The sequence below is a fragment of the Nostoc favosum CHAB5714 genome, from assembly GCF_020829495.1.
GTDB lineage: Bacteria > Cyanobacteriota > Cyanobacteriia > Cyanobacteriales > Nostocaceae > Nostoc > Nostoc favosum.
In genome coordinates this window covers 57,783-80,386 of record NZ_JAIVFQ010000004.1, presented here as the reverse complement: position 1 = coordinate 80,386, position 22,604 = coordinate 57,783, and the positions used below count along the sequence as shown (strand labels likewise).

Annotated in this window: 22 protein-coding genes, 1 tRNA gene and 1 pseudogene; 12 read left to right on the top strand and 12 right to left on the bottom strand. The window is 42.0% G+C overall.

Annotated features, from left to right (window positions below; genetic code table 11):
* Positions 1 to 68 precede the first annotated feature (68 nt).
* The 7 genes from LC586_RS04665 to LC586_RS04635 all read right to left on the bottom strand — a co-directional run bounded on the left by LC586_RS04665 (position 69) and on the right by LC586_RS04635 (position 7,394).
* Positions 69 to 512: a DUF29 domain-containing protein gene (locus LC586_RS04665; protein ID WP_229483360.1), complete on the bottom strand. Its 444-nt coding sequence runs from the start codon at positions 510 to 512 to the stop codon at positions 69 to 71.
* A gap of 313 nt (positions 513 to 825) precedes the next feature.
* A complete protein-coding gene (locus tag LC586_RS04660) occupies positions 826 to 996 on the bottom strand; it encodes a hypothetical protein (RefSeq protein ID WP_229483359.1) in 171 nt (56 codons plus the stop codon).
* A 79-nt stretch (positions 997 to 1,075) separates the two neighbouring features.
* Positions 1,076 to 2,224, bottom strand: a complete 1,149-nt coding sequence (locus LC586_RS04655; RefSeq protein ID WP_229483357.1) for a glycosyltransferase family 4 protein — start codon at positions 2,222 to 2,224, stop codon at positions 1,076 to 1,078.
* 354 nt (positions 2,225 to 2,578) lie between these two features.
* Complete coding sequence (locus LC586_RS04650) at positions 2,579 to 4,219, bottom strand: MFS transporter (RefSeq protein WP_229483522.1); 1,641 nt, start codon at positions 4,217 to 4,219, stop codon at positions 2,579 to 2,581.
* Positions 4,206 to 5,243 (bottom strand): DNA repair protein RecO, encoded by a 1,038-nt coding sequence (recO, locus tag LC586_RS04645; RefSeq protein ID WP_229483355.1) that lies wholly within the window; start codon positions 5,241 to 5,243, stop codon positions 4,206 to 4,208. Before recO ends, LC586_RS04650 begins: the two co-directional genes overlap by 14 nt.
* 117 nt (positions 5,244 to 5,360) lie before the next feature.
* Positions 5,361 to 6,041: a deoxyribose-phosphate aldolase gene (gene deoC, locus LC586_RS04640; protein WP_229483353.1), complete on the bottom strand. Its 681-nt coding sequence runs from the start codon at positions 6,039 to 6,041 to the stop codon at positions 5,361 to 5,363.
* 174 nt (positions 6,042 to 6,215) lie between these two features.
* The gene (locus LC586_RS04635; protein WP_229483351.1) at positions 6,216 to 7,394 is read right to left on the bottom strand and encodes a DNA cytosine methyltransferase; all 1,179 of its coding nucleotides are present in this window, start codon (positions 7,392 to 7,394) and stop codon (positions 6,216 to 6,218) included.
* Positions 7,395 to 7,679: 285 nt separating this feature from the next.
* Between LC586_RS04635 and LC586_RS04630 the strand changes: the two genes are divergently transcribed.
* On the top strand, positions 7,680 to 8,951 hold the full coding sequence (locus LC586_RS04630; RefSeq protein WP_229483349.1) for a glycosyltransferase family 4 protein: 1,272 nt from the start codon (positions 7,680 to 7,682) through the stop codon (positions 8,949 to 8,951).
* 136 nt (positions 8,952 to 9,087) lie between these two features.
* On the opposite strand, the pseudogene LC586_RS04625 reads toward LC586_RS04630, so the two are convergent.
* Positions 9,088 to 9,225: pseudogene (locus tag LC586_RS04625) on the bottom strand (carbohydrate porin); the annotation flags it as partial.
* A 62-nt stretch (positions 9,226 to 9,287) separates the two neighbouring features.
* The gene (locus tag LC586_RS40395; RefSeq protein ID WP_229483348.1) at positions 9,288 to 9,557 is read right to left on the bottom strand and encodes a carbohydrate porin; all 270 of its coding nucleotides are present in this window, start codon (positions 9,555 to 9,557) and stop codon (positions 9,288 to 9,290) included.
* 440 nt (positions 9,558 to 9,997) lie between these two features.
* Here LC586_RS40395 and rsfS point away from each other — a divergent pair, with 440 nt between their 5' ends.
* The 7 genes from rsfS to LC586_RS04585 all read left to right on the top strand — a co-directional run bounded on the left by rsfS (position 9,998) and on the right by LC586_RS04585 (position 15,326).
* Positions 9,998 to 10,456, top strand: coding sequence for a ribosome silencing factor (rsfS, locus tag LC586_RS04615; protein ID WP_229483346.1), 459 nt, complete (start codon positions 9,998 to 10,000; stop codon positions 10,454 to 10,456).
* On the top strand, positions 10,453 to 10,953 hold the full coding sequence (locus tag LC586_RS04610) for a CGLD27 family protein (protein ID WP_229483345.1): 501 nt from the start codon (positions 10,453 to 10,455) through the stop codon (positions 10,951 to 10,953). The genes rsfS and LC586_RS04610 overlap by 4 nt, the downstream gene beginning before the upstream one ends.
* A gap of 93 nt (positions 10,954 to 11,046) precedes the next feature.
* A complete protein-coding gene (locus tag LC586_RS04605) occupies positions 11,047 to 12,000 on the top strand; it encodes an asparaginase (protein ID WP_229483343.1) in 954 nt (317 codons plus the stop codon).
* Positions 12,001 to 12,046: 46 nt separating this feature from the next.
* A tRNA-Met gene (locus tag LC586_RS04600) sits at positions 12,047 to 12,123 on the top strand.
* A gap of 105 nt (positions 12,124 to 12,228) precedes the next feature.
* Positions 12,229 to 13,686, top strand: a complete 1,458-nt coding sequence (locus LC586_RS04595) for a YcjF family protein (RefSeq protein WP_229483341.1) — start codon at positions 12,229 to 12,231, stop codon at positions 13,684 to 13,686.
* Positions 13,687 to 13,781: 95 nt separating this feature from the next.
* Positions 13,782 to 14,798: a hypothetical protein gene (locus LC586_RS04590; RefSeq protein WP_229483339.1), complete on the top strand. Its 1,017-nt coding sequence runs from the start codon at positions 13,782 to 13,784 to the stop codon at positions 14,796 to 14,798.
* An 18-nt stretch (positions 14,799 to 14,816) separates the two neighbouring features.
* Entirely contained in the window at positions 14,817 to 15,326 is a 510-nt protein-coding gene (locus tag LC586_RS04585) for a hypothetical protein (RefSeq protein ID WP_229483338.1), read from the top strand.
* Between the two features lie 283 nt (positions 15,327 to 15,609).
* Here LC586_RS04585 and LC586_RS04580 read toward each other — a convergent pair whose 3' ends face one another.
* Positions 15,610 to 16,659, bottom strand: a complete 1,050-nt coding sequence (locus LC586_RS04580; protein ID WP_229483336.1) for a sugar transferase — start codon at positions 16,657 to 16,659, stop codon at positions 15,610 to 15,612.
* 198 nt (positions 16,660 to 16,857) lie between these two features.
* Here LC586_RS04580 and LC586_RS04575 point away from each other — a divergent pair, with 198 nt between their 5' ends.
* Positions 16,858 to 17,655, top strand: a complete 798-nt coding sequence (locus tag LC586_RS04575; RefSeq protein WP_229483334.1) for a 7-carboxy-7-deazaguanine synthase QueE — start codon at positions 16,858 to 16,860, stop codon at positions 17,653 to 17,655.
* Between the two features lie 232 nt (positions 17,656 to 17,887).
* Here LC586_RS04575 and LC586_RS04570 read toward each other — a convergent pair whose 3' ends face one another.
* Entirely contained in the window at positions 17,888 to 18,532 is a 645-nt protein-coding gene (locus tag LC586_RS04570; protein WP_012410672.1) for a DUF3318 domain-containing protein, read from the bottom strand.
* Between the two features lie 77 nt (positions 18,533 to 18,609).
* On the bottom strand, positions 18,610 to 19,167 hold the full coding sequence (locus tag LC586_RS04565; protein ID WP_229483333.1) for a hypothetical protein: 558 nt from the start codon (positions 19,165 to 19,167) through the stop codon (positions 18,610 to 18,612).
* Between the two features lie 648 nt (positions 19,168 to 19,815).
* Between LC586_RS04565 and LC586_RS04560 the strand changes: the two genes are divergently transcribed.
* The 3 genes from LC586_RS04560 to LC586_RS04550 all read left to right on the top strand — a co-directional run bounded on the left by LC586_RS04560 (position 19,816) and on the right by LC586_RS04550 (position 22,303).
* Positions 19,816 to 20,895, top strand: a complete 1,080-nt coding sequence (locus LC586_RS04560) for an amino acid ABC transporter substrate-binding protein (RefSeq protein ID WP_229483331.1) — start codon at positions 19,816 to 19,818, stop codon at positions 20,893 to 20,895.
* Positions 20,896 to 21,053: 158 nt separating this feature from the next.
* Positions 21,054 to 21,971 carry an amino acid ABC transporter permease gene (locus tag LC586_RS04555; RefSeq protein ID WP_229483329.1) on the top strand — a complete coding sequence of 306 codons (918 nt, stop codon included), beginning with the start codon at positions 21,054 to 21,056 and terminating at the stop codon, positions 21,969 to 21,971.
* 14 nt (positions 21,972 to 21,985) lie between these two features.
* Complete coding sequence (locus LC586_RS04550) at positions 21,986 to 22,303, top strand: hypothetical protein (RefSeq protein WP_229483328.1); 318 nt, start codon at positions 21,986 to 21,988, stop codon at positions 22,301 to 22,303.
* Positions 22,304 to 22,604: the final 301 nt, after the last annotated feature.

Genomic DNA, 22,604 nt, shown 5'->3' with positions numbered 1-22,604 from the left:
GACTTAATTTTTTGGTGTTGCTGAGTTAAAATATGAATATGTTTAGCGCAAAGAATAAAAATTTAAGATTAAGGCAACCAATTTTTATCTAAAATTTGCTCTAAGGTATAAGGACATAATTCAGGTAAATTGGTTAGCTTTGTTTTAGCCTTAACATAATCTAAGGCATTAGTATAAATTATGCTAAAATTATCCTCTAAATGTTTGCGTAAATTGGCACTTAAATCTTCATTTATTTGATTACGAAAACTAATAATTTCTCCTGACCAATGATTAGCATTTCTTGGCTTTTCTAAATCCCAATATTGATAAAGTAATAAATGTCTAATAATCTGTTCCAACAAACTTCTTACTCGCCTTTTTTCATTTTTAGCCAAATCTTCCAATTCTTCTATTAAATTTTCATAGTCAATGTCTGCTAATTGTCGATTTTTGAGACATTTAATAGTCTCCTCTAACCATTGCAGATAATTGGATTCATATAATGTTTTTATGTCGATGATTGCAGTCATTTGTTGATTTTGTAGGTTTAATTTACTGTTATTTATTATTTAATATTAACTAATATATTAATTTTTGCTGATAATTATTTACATTTTATGACTTTATAATATAGCGGTTCTCGTTTACGTGAGGTACACCCGTAGGGGCACGGCATGCCGTGCCCCTACACCTTGCGATTAATTTTGTACCGCACCTGAGTGGGAACCGCTATAATACCTAGTCTAACAGGTGAGTATGTCCAAGCCACTGTACGTCATGAACTTGATCAAGATTTGGAAATATAGCGTGATAGTCAGTTACAAACTGATGCTTTATATAGGACTAGTATTTGACTTTTGAAATAAATATACGTAGGGGAGCAAGTGCGTTGCGGTGAATCCAGCGCTGTAGGCGGGTTTCCCGCCGTAGGCGACTGGTGTTAGCGTAGCGGTAGCGACGTAGGAGCGTCACCCGAAGGGAGGTTCCCGACGCTCGATAGCATTTGCCCAGCATCTCATAGAGAAGCCTTAGCGACTGTGCGTAGTGTTTGACTCGTTAACGCTGCGCTATCTGTTGTAACAACTGGCGTTCCCTACGCTCTACGACTTAGCGGTAGAGGTCGCTGTGCTAAAACTTCTTTATAAAGTTCTTCGAGCAGAGTAATATTTTTACTAAGGGTATAGCGGTCTAATACACGCTGTCTTGCTTTTTGCCCTAGTAAAGTTGTTAACTCTGGATGGTCTTGCAACACTGGCAAGAGGGTTCTTAATTGCGATCGCGCTGTTTTAGTACTAATAACTATACCTGCGCCCTTTTCCAAGACTTCTCCATCTGCACCCACGTCTGTTGCTAAACAAGCCAACCCACATGACATTCCTTCTAACAGAGACAGGGACAAACCCTCTACCAATGAAGGCAAAATAAATACATCAGCGCCCCGTAAAATCTCAATGCGTCGGTCTTCATCAGCGACAAATCCCAACCAGATAATGCCGTATTCTGAACCATAAAACTGTTCTAAAGAAGACTTTAAAGGCCCATCGCCAACAATTAGCAACTTAGTACCTGGCCCCATTGCAGACTGCTTCCAAGCCCGGAGGAGGGCTTCGACATTTTTCTCTGGTGCTATTCGACCCTGATAGACAAACAAACGTTCGGCTTTAAATTCTGTTTTGACTTGAGAAAATCCTGGAGAATACTTAACGGTATCAACACCGTTGGGAATTACAGCAATATTCTCTTCCCTCACGCCCATCCCTGCTAATAATTCTCGCTGAATTTGGGAAAATACAATCACGCGATCGTAGTTAACTAAAAAAGGTGCGTAGAGCTGATAAGCCAAAAGCTGTGTTCCCGATATCAGCTTTGCCCCCTTACCAGCAAATGGTGTGTGAAAAGTGGCAATTAAGGGCAACCTCAGTTCCTCACAAATTTCCGGTAGAAAAAAGTCTAGAGGAGATAGCGTCAAGGAAGCATGGACTATATCTGGCTTGATTTCCCGCAGCGACTCCGTTAAAAGTTTGGTCGCTTTAAAAGTGGGGATTGTGTAAACCTGGGACTTATAAATAAAAGGGAGGGAAACCTCTCGAAGATTTGGCCAATTGTCAGGTTCAGATTCTTCTTGGGCGAAGTGAAGAAAGCTAACTTGATGTCCCCTGTCTAACAAGGCATTTGTAATTTCTCGACTGTAGGTGACATTGCCGCAAAAGGGTGATTTTTTTCCAATCCAGGCTATACGCATTCTTTATTTAGCTGTAAGAAAAGCGGGTTTTATCTATTACTTGTGTGTCCTTGGTGATTTTTATTTTATCTAGCTATACTTGCTGGTTTTTTTAGTTATTACAGATTTCCAAGAGAATCTAGTTTAAAAAGCCTATTTGAAGCTGATTAAACCAGTGGATTTATGGCTTTATTTATTCTACTTATAAGTTGTTAATTTCTGATATTTAAACAACTTATTCTGACTAATGTCAGATTGATATCCCGCAAGTATGAGATAAATTTTCACTGACCACAGTTTACCATGAACACAAAAGCTTTAAGGAAATTACTAATTACTTCAAACTAATGAATAATAACTGCTGTTAGCTGATAACTACTTGTGTGAGTTATACCAGGTTAATATGCCTCCTGAAAAGACGATCGCAGCTAATCCCAAAAAAACTGCCTGTAATCCCACAAAGGTTTCTGCTACACCTGCTAATGCCAAAGGTAAGGAGAGAGCAATATTAATTACATTGTTTTGTAAACCAAAAACTTTACCACGCATTTCTGGAGGTGTTTCTGTTTGGATCGCTGTTTGCATAGGAATTCCCACTAGTGCCCCAAAGATACCTAATAGCGCCACCAGTAACAGGACTAGCCACAGTTGGGTTGTAAATATTGATAGACCAATCAGGGATGCTGCCATGCCCATACAACCACACAGACTTAGCTGGGTATAGGAGAAGCGTTGACCAAATTGACCGAGAAGTGTTGCTCCCGCAGCGATGCCAACACCGCCCGCTGCTAGTAAAAAGCCGAACTGGGAGGCTTTCATGTTGGGAATGATTTCCGCCATCCGAACGGCTAGAACAGTTAATGCTGCAAAAACAGAAAACAAGATAATCAGCTGAAGCAAAGCATTGCGGACGCGATGATTTGCTTTGAGGTAGGCAAAACCATCTCGCAAATCAGAGAATACGTGAGGGAATTCTGTATCGGGGTGGTGGTGTTTTTCGTTAGTTGCCAAGAGGAATAAAATTAGTCCAGCGATCGCATAACTACCACCTACTAAAAATTCTTTGCCCAAACTACCACTACCACCAATTTGCAGCCAAAGTCCATCTGCGATCGCTAACAATGGTTCCCCGACAGCAAACCCAACAATCACCGATGCCATCATCGTTGTCGTATAAAGCGAATTTGCCGAAAGTAAATCCTGTTCTTCTACCATTAAGGGAATTGCCGCCTGTTCTGCTGGTGCAAAAAACTGCGTCAGCGTGGAAACTAAAAAAGTCACACCCAGAATGATCAAAAAACCCACTGGCAAAACTCCTATGGGTTTCCAGCCATGAGTCAACCACAGCAGAAAGGGAATTGACAAAACCAGGATGCCGCGCCAAATATTCGTTGCCACCAGCACAGCCTTTTTCGACCAGCGATCGACAAACACGCCAGCAACGGAACCAAACAATACGGCTGGAATCGTAAAAGCCATCATCAAAACTGACACCCAACCACTAATACTCTGATTACTAGCTTGAAACTGAGTATTAATCAAAGCAATCATCAGCACCAAATAAACTTTATCTGCTAGTTGGGAGAAAACTTGACCCCCCCAAAGAGCCAGGAAATTAGGGTTTTTTAATACAGGCAAAAACCCCTGTTGTTTGACATTTCCTGAAACAGCTTCTCCACCAGAACCAGATCCATCTAATGTTGGTGGTTCTTTTTCTGGGGTAGTGGCTACTGGCAAACTCTTCCCGTTGTTATCTACCTCATGAGTGGTTAATTTGTCCTCAGATTCTGTTTCTGATTTACTTGGAACATCAGTTTTGGGGATCTGGGCTGTCCAATTTTGATCGTTTTTAGAAACGTCTTTTGGGGACATTTCTTGTCCATTTATTTGACTAGGTGTACACTTTGAAACAGCACTCAAGTGATTCCTGACTGTAGGATCTAATGCCCTATTCTGTTTTTTGACGAGGCTTGGTGACAAAGGCAGGATTTTTTTATCCAAATCAGACGGTTGCATCATGGTTGGCAGCAAAATAAGAGTCGATCAAGGTAGCAGAGCGAATAGGGCGACCTAATTGATACTGAGCATACTGGCGCAAAATCTGCTCAACAGATAACCAGTCATAATCTCTAGCACCAGCAATTTGCATTATCTCTGGTTGTGACAGATGTTGAAGCAAAGCGAGTTCCATAGCATCCAGACGACAAGAAATCACAGGTATTTCTTGCCGATGCACAACAACTGTTTGGGCATGGGGCATGGGGCATGGGGCATTGGGCATTGGGAATGGGGCACTTGTACTGAGCGTTCGCGTAGCGTCTCGTAGAGAAGTCGTTGGCGTAGCCTCTCCAAGAGTTGTATTGGGTATTGGGTATTGGTCTGTCCTCATCTCCCTCATCTCCCTCATCTCCCTCATCTCCCTCATCTCCCTCATCTCCCTCTCTCCCTCTCTTCGCAAACGTTCCCAAGCTTCTAAGCAAACCGTTCCACCCGCAGGGATGCTAAATCCTACCTGCCAGTTTGGGTCTGTAAAGTTTGGCTTTAGCGAACCCCCAGATAAGCAGCAGACTTGCACTTGTGGCGTTACTCCTGCTAACGCTAAAAGGTGAAACACCCCATGAGCCAGATGAGCCAAAACCCCAGATGGATTTGCACTAGATAACGCCTCCAACCGATGGAGATGTTCATTGAACAACTCATAAAGTTCTTCTTGGGGTTGTTCGCTCAAAGCTTGACACAAGACTATTTCTGCTAAATACTGACTGGCAGCCAATTTTCCCAAATCTTTAGCTAAACCAGGATAAGTTTTTAACGTCTGTGCTTGGGTAATTTTATCAAGCGATCGCCCTTTCGCAATCAATAGTTCATTCACAACAAACATACCACTCCTGCCGCCCAGGCTGGAGTTGTGCTTGCGTGCCCCTGGAGCCACTGCTCGAATCAGACCGAATTCTGGTGTCAAAATCGTCACTATTTTATCCGATTCTCCCAGCACTTGGGTTTTAAGATTAATTCCCGTTGCTTTGTAGGTTCTACTCATTAGTTATTTAGTCATTAGTCATTGGTTATTGGTCAGTAGAGACGCGATTAATCGCGTCTGTACAATGGTCATTAGCTTCGGACAAATGACAAATGACAAAGGACAAAGGACAAATGACTATTCACCCTTTCCCAGGTTATCGCGCTGGCGGATCAAATCGATACCGCGAGATGTGCCTAATCTAGTAGCACCCGCTACGATTAAGTCTAAAGCTTGATTGATAGTGCGGATACCACCTGAGGCTTTAATTCCTACTTTTTCTTTTGCAAATTCCTGCAAAAGTCGTACATCTGCCACTGTTGCACCACCATTCCAACCTGTACTAGTTTTTAAGAATGCCGCTCCCGCTTCCATAGCTATTTCAGCAGCTATTTTTTTTTCTGCATCTGTCAACAGGTTGGTTTCCAAAATTACCTTGATAGTTTGCCCAGTCTCTTCACAAATTTCGGCAATCTCCCGGTGGACTTCTTCAGTTTTACCAGCTTTCAACCAGCCCAAGTTCATTACCACATCCAACTCAGTGGCCCCATTATCCGCCGCTTCTTGAGCCTCATACAGTTTCACTGCTGAAGTCGTCGCACCAGCAGGAAAGCCAATCACTGTACAGACTTTCGGGTTCTTACCGTGCAGGAGTTCGACTGCTTGCTTGACATAAGCGGGGTACAAGCAAACCGCCGCAAAATTGAATCTGTATGCTTCTTCACACCACTGCTCAACCTGCTCTGGAGTAGCAGTTGGCGTTAAGAGGGCGTGATCGATAAATGGCGCAATATCAATGTTTGGATAGTCTGCTGCCATCGTGTCTTCTGCCAGTGAGTGATTGATTATTAAACTTTATAAAAAATTAAAACATTTCTTATATATATATTAAACCATATTTATTACGAGTTTATTCTGAAAAGAAGTTGCTGACTTCTCTTAGATGTCGGCTTTGTAGATATTGCGGAATTATTGTAAGTGTTTAAGTTGACATTAGGCAATCGTAAGCTTAGAAATATCAACAGCATTTTTCACACCAGTTCCTAAGAAGTCAAAAATAGTTTTAGCTAACGCCTTCGATGCCAAATATGGTACGCCATTACCAAGAGTTTTAAACATATTCGTGAGCGACATATTCTCTGGAAGCACAAAAGTTGCAGGCAGAGATTGTATGGCTAAAGCTTCCGCCACAGATATTCGCCGGATTTTATAGGGATGCAAATGTACTTCATTATTTCCATAGCAAGCTGTCGGAGAGTAACGCCATCTATGCAGACGCTTAAAAGACTTTTTAGAATCATCTCCTTCATCAATAGCAGCAAATTTTGTAATCCCTGCCCTTGGTTGAAAACAGTTTTCAGCATTGGGATGCTTCAGCACATTATTTTTTATAAACCAGTATTCAACTGTTAATTCTTGAGGTATGCCATCAGGACAAGGTATTATGGAATTTTCCTGGAATGGTTCGGACTTACGCCAAGGATAAGCAAAAACCTTTGTTTGAGGATATAAAATGTGATTGTTCCAAGGAAAAGTCTTTTCAGGTAGGAACTTTTCACTACCGACTTTTATTCCTATATCCTTGATAAAACTATTTCGTAAACCAATGAGAATAATTCTTTCTCTATCCTGGGGTACACCATATTCGATAGCATTAATTAACCGCTCTGTTAAGATATAGCCTGCTTCCAGTAATTCTTGCTTGAGCGATTCAAAAAATAAACGGTGCTTTTTTGTTCTCCACAATCCCTTAACGTTCTCAAATAAAAAGAAATCTGGAAGATTGCGGCAAATCAATTCAACGTAAGAAGCGGAAAGCTTGCCATTATCTCCTAAACCTCCTCTATTTTTTCCGCCAATAGAAAAATCAGGGCAGGGAGGCCCGCCAATGAAGCCGACAATATTATTAGATTTACGGCAGTCTTGTACTAACTCCCGGAGATGTTGTGTTTGTAAACCTTCGAGAAGTTGGGTTACATCTCCTCCCTCTCCATCATGATACCCGTATTCTGGTGACGGTAGATTGAGAACCTGTCGTGAATAGCGGTATGCAGTCATGAATGGGGGAAAGATTTCATTGACGTAAACAACCTTAAAACCGCTGGTTTCAAAACCTAAATCTAGGAAACCTGAACCAGCAAAAAAGGAGAAAATACAAGGGCGATCGCTCATTCAATAACTACTGCCACGAAACAGTCTTAATTAATCTCAGTATATATAGGGTTTCTACTTACGTGCCAATCAAAAAGGAGCAATTTTAAGATTGCTTAAATAGTAAAAAAGCTCACATTTTATCTAAGTGTTGAACATCAAAGTTTACTCAATCTTTAAGGAAAATACCTGACAGAAAAAGAGTCTGAAGTCACAATTAAATATAGGAGTTTGAAAACTCCTAATCATGTTTAAGACAAATATTTGTCATTAAATAAAAAACCGGGATACTTCGGACTAATTTTTATGCGAATTTTAATTTACTCCTATAACTACTATCCAGAGCCAATTGGTATTGCCCCACTGATGACTGAATTAGCAGAGGGGCTAGTGAAGCGTGGGCATCAAGTGCGCGTAGTCACCGCTATGCCCAACTACCCTGAGCGTCAAATTTACCAGGAATATCGGGGCAAGTGGTATCTCAACGAATACAAAAATGGCGTTCAAATTCAACGCAGTTACGTTTGGATTCGTCCCCAACCCAATCTATTAGATCGGGTGTTACTAGATGCTAGTTTCGTTGTCACTAGTTTTGTGCCCGCCCTCGTCGGTTGGCGTCCAGATGTTATTCTCTCAACATCGCCATCCTTGCCAAGCTGTGTACCGGTTGCTCTTTTAGGATGGTTACGTGCTTGCCCTGTGATCTTAAATTTACAAGATATATTACCAGAAGCAGCCGTCCACGTCGGTCTACTGAAAAATAAATTGCTTATAAAGTTATTTACAATATTGGAAAAATTTGCTTACCACACTGCCAGTAAAATTAGCGTCATCGCCGATGGATTTGTGGATAATTTGCGATCTAAGGGCGTAGAAGCTGACAAAATTGTGCAAATTCCCAACTGGGTTGATGTAAATTTTATCCGCCCTTTGCCTAAAGAAAATAACCCTTTCCGGGCTGCACATAACCTGAATGGCAAATTTGTAGTACTTTATTCTGGCAACATTGCCCTAACCCAAGGCTTAGAAAGCGTTGTCAAAGCTGCTTCTGTGTTGCGCCATATCCCAGATATTGTTTTTGTCATCGTTGGAGAGGCAAACGGTTTACAGCGATTGCAACAAGAATGTTTAGACTGCGGCGCAAATAATGTTTTGCTACTGCCATTTCAACCCCGCAAATATTTGCCACAAATGTTAGCAGCTGCTGATGTTGGTTTAGTGGTGCAAAAGAAAAATGTTGTATCCTTCAATATGCCATCAAAAATTCAAGTGCTACTTGCCAGTGGACGAGCTTTGGTTGCTTCTGTCCCCGATAACGGTACGGCAGCAAAAGCTATCAGGCAAAGTGGCGGCGGAGTTATCGTTCCTCCAGAAGATCCTCAAGCTTTAGCAATGGCAATTTTAGATTTGTATCAAAACCCCGAAAAAGTCAAAACTCTGGGTTATAAAAGTCGCAAATATGCGGTTAAACACTATGCTTTTGAACAAGCTTTAAATCAATATGAGTCGTTGTGTTACTCATTGACGGCAGATCGTGGGGCAATTCAGTCCACAAGAGTTACCAAACAAGAAGTTTAATCTACAGCAGTGAGGTTAGATTACACAAAGTGCTAAACTCAAAATCCCAACGGTTCTGCTCCAGTTGCTCTGGCTGTTGCAGGGTGATTTTCGTACCCTGTTGACGCTGGGCTGTACTTAGTAGGTAAATGTTGTCTCGAACAGTACCAACATAAATGCTGTCATTACTATTGTCATTACTATCATTATGTTCTGGACTCGTAATCACAAATAATCCTGGAGTTATTGCCAGATTATCCGTGACTTGATAGTGATAAAAGGCTTCCAGATGTAAGAGCTAATTTGTAAACTAGAGTAAAGTCTTTGATTCGTAAGGGTTTCAGTAATTTGAGCCAATCAAGCGTTTATTCTCTGAAAATCCTGCCCAGCAATGAATTGGATATCCTTAAGATTTTCTTTACGAATCAGCTCTAAAGACGTATCCTTATCTTTGAAGTCATCACCGAAAGTATTATGAGTCACTTTGGGAGGTTGACCCACAGTAAATCCTGCAAACCTGCCTTTTCGTCCGATATCTCTGAGAGCTAGTAGCACTGCCCATGTGAAGATGGACGCATTGGGATCTGTTGGTAAATCTTCTGCTTTTGCATGAATAAAACCATTCACCGGAAATTCTGGCTGAAAAGCTAATGTTTAATTTATCACTACAACAATAGCCATCCGCAACTGCTGATTGCGGATGTCGAAATCTAAGCAGTCAATTATCAAACTAGCACAGGTCGGCGGAAATAAACCTACCATTTAATTACAGCCAGAAAGCCCAAAATTAAAGCATGGGTGACTTTTGAATTTTGAGAGCCAGTTGCTTCTCCCTTGGCGCTAGCCTCTCCCTTCGGGAGAAGGGGAGACGCTGCGCGAACAACGCTCTTAACCCGCGCAACGCACTGGCTCCTTTTGACTTCCACCTTGCGGTACTAGCCACCATAGACAGCCGTTTTTTTGTTAGTATTCAAAAAAACCTATTGACACATTTTCAGATCAATTGTTTGTGATTTGTAAGTAAATGTAAACAATTGTTTCATAAGAAAGAAAGCACCTGAGGTTTAATGACTGATTATTTCCAAGGAAATTTCCCATTACAATCTGTCCCACTGACGAAGAGTGTGGCAAAGAGCCACGCCCATACCGAAGAGGAGAGCGGAAAATTAGCTGCAACGATCGCAGAAGCGGCATCAGATCGCAAAGCAGGTGAGATTATATTGCTCAAAGTAGCAGAGGTATCTTACCTAGCTGATTACTTTGTGATGATGACTGGCTATTCTAAAGTACAAGTCAGGGCGATCGCTCAAGCAATTGAAGGAAAAGTCGAAACTGAGTTGCAACGGCGTCCCATAAGGACAGAAGGAAAAGTCGAGGGTAGTTGGGTACTACAAGACTACGGTGATGTGATCGTTCACATCATAATGCCCAAGGAACGGGAGTTTTATAATTTAGAAGCGTTCTGGATTCATGCAGAGCGTATTTCCCTTCCAGAATCTGATGAGGGTGAGGGTAAGCCAACATGATTAGGTCTTCGGTTTCAAATTGCCCAGTTCCTACAGACCAACAACCGCTTAATGAGTACGAAGAGTTAAAAACTTCGTGGCTGTTTCGTGATAGCACTTTAGATTTGCGCTATTATATCACAAAAATGGCTTGGATTTGGGGTTTATCTTGGCTGATCGCAGGGCCTGTGGCAGCAGCAAGTTTTCCTCCGAACAAGTATATTGCACATTTTATCCTCTGTGGTGCAGCAGCAGCGAGTGTTGGCGTAGTGCTGGCACTGGTAAGGTTGTACTTAGGCTGGTTCTACGTGTGCGATCGCCTTTGCAGTCCCACAGTTTTTTATGAAGAGTCAGGCTGGTACGACGGCCAAACTTGGACAAAGCCACAGGAAATCCTCAACCGCGATCGCTTAATTGTCGCATACGAAATCAAACCTATTCTGCGGCGGTTACAATTTACCTTTGCTGGGTTGGCGGGAATGTACGTTACTGGTACTATAGTTTGGCATTTGTTTTAAAAGTTAGGAGTCAGGAGTTAGGAGTGATTAGTTAATAATTCATAACTCTTAACTCCTAACTCCTAATTAAAAAAAGGTAATAAATATAAACCCATGACAATGGGAAAACGAACTCAAGCCACAGCACTGGAAGTCCGGTTGCTGCGGGAAGGTATTATTGAATCCAGGCATATAGTCCAGGCTGTTGTATGCGACGAACGAGGACGGGTTCTAACCGTTGCCGGAAATTCTGAAACTGCTGCATTTATCCGTTCAGGGCTCAAACCATTTCAGGCACTCGCAGTCACCACCACAGGTACACTGGAACGCTATGACCTCAGCGATCGCGACTTAGCAATTATCACAAGTTCCCATAAAGGAAGAATAGATCAAGTCCGACAGGTATTTAACATTCTTTGGCGGGCTGATCTTGACCCCACTATACTCCAGTGTCCAATTCCTGAAGATAAGCACAGTCCTCTGGAATACAATTGCTCTGGTAAACATGCGGGAATGTTAGCTGTTTGTCAGCAACGCCATTGGCCCTTAAATAACTACTTGGATCGCAAGCACCCAATACAGCAGTTGATTTTGAGCAAAGTAGCAGAATTGCTGCGAATGCCAGCTGAAGAATTTATCAGCGCTCATGATGACTGTGGCGCACCAACTTATCTGATGCAACTCGGTCACATGGCATCTTTGTATGCACTGTTAGCCTCTAGTACCAACTTGGATATGGAGCGCATTGTCCGGGCTATGACTCATCACCCCGCGATGGTAGCAGGAGATGGAGAATTTGATACGGAACTGATGCGCTTAACTCCAGGAGAACTGGTTAGTAAAACTGGTGCCGAAGGAGTGCAGTGCATTGGTAGACTCGGTGAAGGCTTGGGATTGGCAATCAAAGTTATGGATGGGGCAAAACGAGCAAAATACGCCGTGGCTATTCACTTACTCCAGCAAATGGGTTGGATTAGTCCCAGCGCCGCCGAAAGCCTCTGTGAAAAGTTTGTCACCTTGGGAAAATACAAGCGTTTAGAAGTAATTGGAGAATTATCATTTTTGTAGTTGCCAAACTCTTGACTATAGGTTATGATAAAAAGGTCAAGAGCGACGCGGGATAGAGCAGCCTGGTAGCTCGTCGGGCTCATAACCCGAAGGTCAGTGGTTCAAATCCACTTCCCGCCACCAAATAAAAGATAAAACAAAAACCCTACAATCAGTGAAGATTGCAGGGTTTTTGTTTTATTTTGATCTATTCTGGAAGAAATAGCCATCTAAAAGGCGCAAAGAATCATGGTTGTGAAGTTGCAGCGACCAATTTTAGTGGGAGGATTGGGACTGTCCTTTTCTCTGTGGATGTTGGACAGTTGGCACGATTCTATAGTGCAGGTGGGTGAGTTTGGTTTATTGAGTGCCTTAGCTGTAGGCGGTGGTTTGTGGTTATTCCAAAAAAATCGCCCGAAAGACAGTTTAGAGCAGCTAGATGGTATGGTAATGGATCGGGCGACTGTAGAAAGTGCGATTTCTATTGCTGAAACTGTAATAAACCAACTGGCACAAGAAGCAGAAAACCACACAGCATTAGAGACACTGCGAGAACAAGTTGCCCAATTGTTGTTAGAGTTAGACAGACAAAAAATTAAAGTTGCTGTGACTGGCGGTAAATCCGTGGGTAAAAGCACTTTAATTAAAATGCTAAAGGAAAATGTCGAGACACGAAATTTGGTGTCTCTAGAAGAAACAGCACCTTTATTTAGAGAAGCGGCTGACAATTCAGATGCAGCTGTTTTAGCAGAAGTGGCAAAATCTGATTTTGTTCTGTTCCTGACAAACGGTGATTTGACAGACTCAGAATTTCAAGCTTTACAACAGCTAAAAGCAGCAAATCAGCCCACAATCCTGGTTTTGAACAAACAAGACCAGTATTTAGCCGATGAAAGCGCCAGCATTTTGCTGTCATTAAAACAGCGAATGCAGGGAAATGTAGTTGCAACCGCGGCCTCTCCCATTCCCATCAAAGTCCGAAAGCATGAGACTGATGGTTCTGTGCAAGAGTGGATGGAACAACCAGCGCCAAATATCCAGCAGTTGACGCAGCAGTTGGATGAAGTTTTGGTACAGCAGGGACAACGGCTAGTTTGGGTAACAACCATGAGAAAAGCCGGGTTGTTGAAAGCTGAGGCGAAAAACTGGTTGAATGGAAGCAGACGCGATCGCGCCACCCCAATTATTGAACAATATCAATGGATAGCTGCTGCTGCTGCCTTTGCTAACCCAGTCCCAGCCCTTGACATTTTGGCAACTGCGGCAATTAATGCTCAGATGGTAATGGATTTGGGTAATATTTATCAGCAAAAATTTTCCTTGGAACAGGCACAAACCGTAGCTGGAACAATGGGAAGTTTGATGCTGAAACTGGGTTTAGTTGAACTTTCTACAAAGGCTATTAGTACTGTTCTGAAAAGTAATGCCGTTACCTTTGTTGCTGGTGGCGTAGTGCAGGGAGTAAGTGCAGCTTATCTAACTAGAGTGGCAGGGTTAAGTCTAGTTGAGTATTTCCAACAGCAGGAAATAGCGATAGATTCTGGTACTGGTTTAAATTTGGAGAATTTGCGGCAAACCTTACAAAAGGTATTTCAACAAAATCAGCAGATTGGTTTTTTGCAGGGATTTGTTAAGCAAAGCGTGAAGCGTTTGTTGCCAGAAGCGCAGCAGGTTGAAGTAGTTGGTGTTGAGAAGTTTGTGGGTTAAGTTCACTCAGAGGCGCAGAGTTTTTCTTTGCGCCTTTGTATTAGGCTGAAAAATATGGTAATCATTGCGACTACTGTTTTGAGGATAGGTAAATCATGAAAACGCCTTATCTTACAAACCCAGAAGGTGTTTTTAACAAAGATTTGTTAGAAACTATTGACATAAATGAGCTTCAAAAGCTAGTTATTCAAACTAGACACAGATTGGAAGAACGTATTAGTTCTCAATCTCCAGCCACTTCAATGTTTGTACAAATAACTCATTTGGCAGCTGAAGCTGAAGCAGCTAACGAATTATCAATAAAATCCCATAAATTCCAAGAAGCAAGTAATTTAGCTTTCAAACTTGCACAAGAGTATCAGGAAAATAACCTAAATACAGTTTTTGAATTATTAAAAAATTATTCATATTTATTACAAATAAATAAAAAGTTTTCTCTGGCGTTATATTACTTAAATTTAGCCAAGGAAGCTAAAACTAACAATAACAAAGCAACACAATACAAAAACTATACTGAAGCCTTCAAATTACTCACAGAAGTTGTCACAAATTATTGGAGGCTTTGCCCGACCTACGTCCGTTGGATGCTAGATATCTCCGCTAACAAACTGCTTGTAGATGAAGAACTGGGGCAAAAAAAAGTATTGTCTGAAATGAAGTTTTGGTTTCAGATGCTTTTACCTTCAATCAAAAGTTGTAAAAACTTAGTTGCTAATTACAAAAAGGCAAAAAGAGAGTATATACGTTCTGTATTAATGAAGGTAGAAACATATCCAGATTTATATCTTCCTTCAGTAGAAAATATTAATTCTATTAAAGAATATGGTTTAACCCTTGATGATGTTCTTTCCGTACATAAATATGCATACCAGGATACGAAATTTCCTCAATTACAAGCCGTTCTATATGAAGCGATAGAAGAAACTATACAAATGATGAAAATGGGTGTAGATATTAGCGATCCATTAGTAATTACACCTGTGGGATGGATAGCACAAAAATACCCAGAAATTTCTGAATATTGTAATCAAATTCTCACAGAATTAGTAGAAAAGCAATTCAGTAATCCTTTATTAGAAATTGAGGATCAAACAATGACAGGTGAGTTTTAACAAAACAATATACTAAGCATGAACTGGGAAGAATTAAAGGGTGAAGGAGATGTTGCAGTCAAAAAGGTTTGTGATGGATTAGAAAAAAGAGGTATTAATGTGGGAAAGTCGATTATGAGTCAGTTTGGTACTGATGAAGACATTCCCGTGTATGATAGTTTAGGTAATAAGTTATTTTGGATATCTGTAAAAAGTGTGCCTGGAAACACTACAGATCCTAAGAAATTACCACCAGGTTATAAAGGATGGATGTGTGGCGAAGTAGAGAGTAAACAGTGGATATATCCACCTACAGTAATTATTTGGTATTGTCTAAAGTCTAATGTAGCTTGGGGAGCGATAACACCAAAACGTCCTAGTACTGAGTGGTTTATTTATCCTGATAGGTATGGAATTATCAAAGATCAGCGTAAAAGTTATCTATCAGGTAAAACTTATTACATTTATCCATCTTATTGTGTGCCAGTTGAAAGAATAATCAGTAAAGACCAAGTTATTGAATATATTAAACAATTATCCGACCTTTAATTTAGAATGCGCGATCGCCCTTGTATTTTCTCCTTTTTTGCTGATTCAGCTTTCCTAGATTTAGGTTTTTAAACCAGCGATTTTAACATTATTTGTGTCAAAGACATTTTCTCACAATTTATGCCAGCATATTGTCATTGACGCGGGTATTCACTTTTGACTTTTTACTTGCCTAGTGCTGTAGGTAAACCTAAAATTTACCCAAGCCTATTTTTAGGCTTGGGTGTATCTAACAATTATTGTGATTGGGAGTTAACAAAAAATTGTGAATAAGGGTAGTTAGCTAAACAGCACCACTGTTTCTATTAAACAGAATAGCTATAGTTTTGAAAATTAGCTTTAAATCGTACACCAAACTCCAATTTTTTTGATACTGCAAATCTAGGCGAATTACATCTTCAAAACTACGGACTGTAGAACGCCCGTTTACTTGCCATTCGCCAGTCATACCGGGTTTTACATCTAAACGTTGCCACTCTGGTACTTCGTAGCGTTCCACTTCATCAGGTGTAGGTGGTCGAGTGCCTACTAAACTCATCTCTCCTTTGAGGACGTTCCAAAATTGGGGTAATTCATCAAGACTAGTTCGCCGTAAAAAGCGCCCTATTTTGGTAATTCTGGGGTCATTCTCATTCTTGAAAAAAGCACCTTGCACTTGGTTTTTAACTTCAGATTTCTTCGCTTCCGCATCCACACACATAGAGCGGAATTTCCAAATCTTAAACTGTTTACCCATCCAACCACAACGAATTTGAATAAAGAAAATGGGGCCAGGATCATTAATTTGAATAGCGATCGCAATCGGAATAAATAAAATTCCTGTAATTAATAAACCGATCGCTGACCCTACAATGTCTAACAACCGTTTCATCCAGGATGCCACAGAAGGGTGAGTAGTGGGTAACTGCTCTACTTTCCGGGAAGTTGTCTTCCGATTATCTACTAAGTCTTCCTGTTTTATTAGCGGCGCATCATCTACAAGCTCTAAGGGAAAAACCTGATCCAATCCCGTGAGTTTTAGGACTGCCATTATTTGAGGTGTTACATTCCGCAGTGTTAATGTAATCCCTTTAGTCTGGGCGTATTTAAAATTACTAACCAGGGCACCTAAACCACTACTATCCATAAAAATAGTTTGGTGAAAGTCAATGATGATTTGCTTAGGATGTGAATTGGACTGGATTAAGCCTTGGCAGGTTTGCTTAAAGCCTAAAGCCTCCAGGACGCTCAACCGCTTAGGCACCTGCACTATAGCCGTGTCGTTTAGGGAATTAACTGGAAAATCGACCTCTGTCGGTTGGCTAGTCATGAAGCTCTGCACTTTCGTTGCCATGTATAATGTAATATGCCAAACATTATTTTGTCCTAGAAAATTACTTAACCTAATATTGGAATCAGTAGTAATAAGGACTAATTGCGATTTACTGGGGCTGAGATTGGAGATCGCTAGCGACGATTCACAATAGAACAAGAAGCCAAAAAACACCCTTGCTGTTGTGCCGACGCAGCGCGATCGCGTTGCTCTCATCAAATGATTGCTAAAAATACGGTTACACCTAGCGCACGCCTGATTGAAATCTTTTCTGCCATTCAAGGGGAAGGACTAAATGTAGGGATACGTCAGATATTTATTCGTTTTGCTTTGTGTGATTTGCGCTGTCAATTTTGTGATAGTGTCCACACTTGGAATGCACCTGCTAGTTGTCGGATAGAGCGATCGCCTGGATTGCGCGACTTTGAAACCTACTCTAACCCTGTCTCTCTACCCATACTAATCGAATGGGTGGAACGACAAAATCTACCTTCTCTACACGATAGCATTAGCTTAACTGGAGGCGAACCACTTCTTCATGCCCCTTTTTTAACGCAGTTTCTACCCGAAGTGCGAGCCATAACTGGTCTACCTATATACTTAGAAACTGGCGGACATCGCCCAGAACAACTGGCAATGATTCTCCCTTACTTAGACTCTGTAGGTATGGATTTCAAATTGCCCAGTGTTAGCGGCGAAAGTCATTGGCAAGAACATGCTAAATTTCTCCAATTATGTCATGACTCATATTTAAATGTTTTTGTCAAGATAATTGTGTCTCAAAACACAGATCCAGCCGAGTTGGAACGTTCAGCTTTGCTGGTGGCAGAGGTTAGTCCAGATATCTCAGTATTTTTACAACCTGTTACGCCTTTGCCAGTATCGGAACAATTCTCCCCAATACCTGTGCTTGCCCCTACGGCTGATCAAGTTTTGATGTGGCAAGCTTTGATGAAGGGCTTTCTCAAGCATGTGCGTGTGATCCCTCAGACGCATAAAATGCTGAACCAACTGTAAAAATTTCTGTAAAATTTGAGTTTGATAAAGATGTAGTCAAGAAAAATGCAAGATTCTATGAAATTGTCATTGGGCTGCTGCCGCTAATCAGGGAGGCAGCAGCCTCTTCAGTAGGCATTCCCAGTTGGAGGCAGAGTGAGGAGTGAGGAATGAGGAGTTTGAAGTTTCGAGTTCACTCATAATTCATAACTCTTAACAGACGCGATTAATCGCGTCTCTACTCCTAACTAAATTACAACCCGCCTTCATCTGGAGTTTTGGATTTAGCTTTTGCCTTATTGGCACTGCGTTTGAGGGCAGAGAGTCTTGCTTCGTATCTTGACCGTTGGCGCTTACTAGGAGTATTGTCAATCAGGGTTTTCAAGGCGCTACCAAGACTCTTGTAGGCATTGGGGAGGCTATAACCAAAACGAGTTGCCAAAGCGATCGCTTTCTCATCAGCATTGAGCAATTCTTTTAGTTGCTTTTCCCCATTATTCTTTTGGTACAGTCGCCAGCCTGACACACCACACAGCGACAAAGCTAACACCAGAAGCAATCCATCTTGTACCCACAATTCGCCTACAGCACCACCTAAACCGATGGCTAGTGCTGCCATTTCCCAACCATCTTTAGGAATCGTGTCATTTTGAACGCGGGCAACTTCATGCCAGAACAGCAGATTACGCTGATCCATTGCGAGGGCATCCCATTTCACCAGGTCAATTTGAATTTCTACCTGGTCTTTACCAATTTCTTCGCAACGAACCAGGGGTGGATTGACCTCAGTTGTGCCTTCAACCGTGACCCAGCTCTGTAATTCTGGCGGTAGTAAGCCTTTCAACCGCCGTAGTTCACTCATTTCCGCTTTGGCAGAGGAGGTTGCATAGGATGTCATAATATCCAGCCCCAGAAAATTTCAGTATATAGTGAGGGTATCACTTTGGAGTATAGCTATTTAAGTGATGATCCGTCTCAGTCGCTCTTAAAACTTCCTCGCTTTTTTCGCGCTTCCATTGCTTTTTCCAGTAAATCTAGCAATCCTGGGGCTTCTTCTTGGATACTGAGTAACAGTCTTTCCCCAAGTTCTATATTCCCAGGATCAAAACCTGTTGCCATCACTTCTTTCAGGCGAGGTATTGCTATGCTATCCACAATCTGAATTAACCCACTCAGACAACGGTGAAATTGTTTTTCTGTGAGAATCGAGTCTTCTAGAGGAAACTCAATAATGGCACGGATTTCGCCATCGGATGGGTCATACTCCCATTGCAACATTTTGGTTTCCCAGGAAATGGCAAGCATTGTCTGGAGGATAACTCCCTTGTGAGGATGGTCTTGAATTCCTGCCATAACTTGAGGGGCAAATACCCGGAAAAATTTTCCCTCTTCATCCAACTGGACAACTATTAGGAAATCTTCTAGGTTATCAGCCTCCACGCCTGTTATAATTCGGTCTTCTTCATCATCAAAACGGTAGTCCCAACCAAGGTTGTCTAAATAGTTGGCAATCTGTTTGAGGTTAGCTCCCATAAAAGCCTCATAAGGAACGTGGAGCAGTTGTTACCAGACCTAGTTTAACCTGCTAGGGGTAGTTGTTTAGGTTGGTGTGGCTACAAGCGATCGCATAGAAGTATGCAATTAGGGTATTGGGCATCCCTTCGGCTTACCTCGGCTTACCTCGGCTTCGCTCGGCACAAGTCGCTCGGCACAAGTCGCTCGGCACAAATCGGCACAAGTCGCTCAGGGCAAGTGGGCATGGGGCATTGAGGATAGGAAAATATAGATCATCGTTCGGCGCTGTGAATGATATTTTCTGAAAGACCCTTGCTCATTATTAAAGAAGCGAAAATCACTATTTTTAAAACCTTACCCAGTGAAGGATATAGCACTAACTCGCTTAAATTTTAATATTTTCTTCTAGGTTGAATGAATGTATTGCTAGACTTGCATGGTGGCAGGATTTTCAATGAATTTTGAAAGCTGAAGCCAAGTTGAGATAGTTTCTGCAACCATCTGAGGCTTTTGAAAAGATAAGTAAAAACTTCAACTACCGCTTTTAAAAGCGGATAAATATAGCACAGAGACTGGTAAAGTTTTATATTACAAGCAACAAATTGTTTTCACTAAATGATTGTAGTGAAGAATACATTTTTTATTATCTAGTAATTTATGAAGTTTATGCGTAAATCAGCTTTAATTCTAGCGATCGCACCTCTAGTCTTTGCGATCGCGGCTTGTGGTGGAGATTCAGGTCAAACAGCAAGTACACCCGGTACTCCAGGCAGTAATCCAGCAGCGCCAGCAACTAGAAATCGCTGGGATAATATTAAAAGCCGTGGTCAGGTAATTTGCGGTGTCAGTGGTGAAGTACCAGGGTTTAGCTTCGTGGGAACTGATGGTAAATATAGCGGCATTGATGTGGATGTCTGTCGCGCGATCGCCGCAGCTTTATTTGACAACCCAGATGCAGTAGAATTTCGCAATCTCAATTCCAAAGAACGGTTTACAGCTTTGCAAACTGGCGAAGTAGATGTTCTCAGCCGCAACACTACTTGGACACTTAGCCGCGATACCTCTGTAGGTCTGGAATTTGCACCTGTGGTCTTTTACGACGGACAAGCCATAATGGTTCGCAAAAATAGCAACATTAAGTCACTGGCAGACCTGAAGGATAAAGCAATCTGCGTTCAAACTGGAACTACTACCGAACAGAACTTAGCAGACCAAATGCGGAAAAGGGGCATCACTTACAAACCCGTTGTCTTTGAAGACGTTAACGTTACCTTTGCTACTTATGCCGAAGGTCGTTGCGACGGCATTACGGCTGACCGTTCAGCATTAGTTTCGCGGGGGACAATTTTACCCAAACCAGAAGATAACGTGATTCTCAATGAAGTGATATCTTCAGAACCCCTTGCACCAGCAGTTGCTAAAGGGGATATTAAATGGGGAGATGCTGTTAAGTGGGTGGTTTATTCCCTAGTAAAAGCTGAAGAGTTGGGCATTACTTCTCAGAATGTGGGTCAGTTTGCTGCTAGTACTGATCCAGATGTTAAACGCTTTTTAGGAACCGAAGGCAACCTTGGCGAAGGACTCGGCTTAACTAACGACTTTGCAGCCAGAATAATTAAGCACGTCGGCAACTACGCCGAAGTTTACGATCGCAACCTCGGCCCAAAGACAAAACTGAATCTAGCTCGCGGTCAAAATCAACTTTGGAGCAAAGGCGGACTGCTTTATTCTCCGCCGTTTCGGTAGAGGGGGCAGTTCTTGCTGGGAGCGGGGGAAGCAGGGGAAGCAGGGGAAGCAGGGGAAGCAGGGGAAGCAGGGGAAGCAGGGGAAGCAGGGGAAGAATAATTAATGACAAATGACAAATGACAAATGACTAATGACTAATGACTAATGACTAATGACTAATGACTAATTCTATATGGCGTGATGTTCGTTTTTGGCGCATTGCTTTGCAATTAGTTGCCGTATTTTTAGCAGCAGTTGTAGTAGTAATACTGTGGGGCAATCTCCAGCGCAATTTGCGGCAATTGGGTATTCCGTTTGGATTTGATTTTCTTAAGCAACAAGCATCTTTTGATATTGGCGAGACGCTGATTAGCTACAAACCCACTGACACCTACAGTCATGCTTTGTGGGTGGGGTTAATTAACTCCTTGCGGGTGGCGATCGCAGGGATTTTTCTGACAACCATTGTAGGGGTAGGTGCTGGGATAGCCCGACTTTCTGACAACTGGCTAGTGCGGAATATCACGATGGTTTATGTAGAGGTTTTCCGCAATACGCCCTTGCTGCTGCAATTGCTGTTTTGGTACTTTGCTGTTTTTCTCAGTTTCCCTAAAACAGGAAATAAGATATCCCTTTGGGGCTTTATTAGCATTAGTCAAAATGGCTTAGAACTTCCTTGGTTTACGCTATCACCAGAGTTTTCGGCTTTGCTGTTGGGATTAACTTTTTACACAGGCGCGTTTATTGCAGAAATTGTTCGAGGTGGGATTCAATCAGTACCAAAGGGACAATGGGAAGCAGCGCGATCGCTAGGATTAAAACCAGGGTTAGCAATGCGGCTGGTGATTTTTCCCCAAGCTTTGCGGGTAATCATTCCACCGTTAACGAGTCAATATCTTAATTTGACGAAAAATACTAGTTTAGCGATCGCAATCGGCTATCCCGATATTTATTTTGTCGCCTCCACCACCTTTAACCAAACGGGGAAAGCCGTAGAAGTGATATTACTGATTATGCTCACTTATCTCACCCTGAGTTTAACCATCTCTGTAGTCATGAATTTATTCAATCGCAGCGTGCAAATTAAAGAGAGATGAGGGGAATGGGGGAGATGAGGGGGATAACGAAGCAGTTGAACTCGGAAGTTGAGCCTTTGAACTCGGAAGTTGCACCTCTGAACTCGGAAGTTGAGCCTTTGAACTCGGAAGTTGAGCCTCTGAACTCGGAAGTTGAGCCTCTGAACTCGGAAGTTGCACCTTTGAACTCGGAAGTTGAGCCTTTGAACTCGGAAGTTGAGCCTTTGAACTCGGAAGTTGAACCTCTGAACTCGGAAGTTGAGCCTTTGAACTCGGAAGTTGAGCCTTTGAACTCGGAAGTTGAACCTCTGAACTCGGAAGTTGAACCTCTGAACTCAATACGGTTCAGTTAAGGCTTTACTCTTTGTCAAAGTGAATTTTTTTAACGAACCGCAAAGGACGCAAAGGACACGAAGGAAGAGAAGAAAGAGAAGAAAAAATGCTTAACTGAACTGTATTGCCTCTGAACTCGGAAGTTGCACCTCTGAACTCGGAAGTCGCACCTCTGAACTCGGAAGTCGCACCTCTGAACTCGGAAGTTGCACCTTCAAAGTTGAAATATGAGTTTTGACCAATAACAAATGACCAATGACTAATGACCAATGACTAATGACCAATGACAAATGACAAATGACTAATGACAAATGACCAATG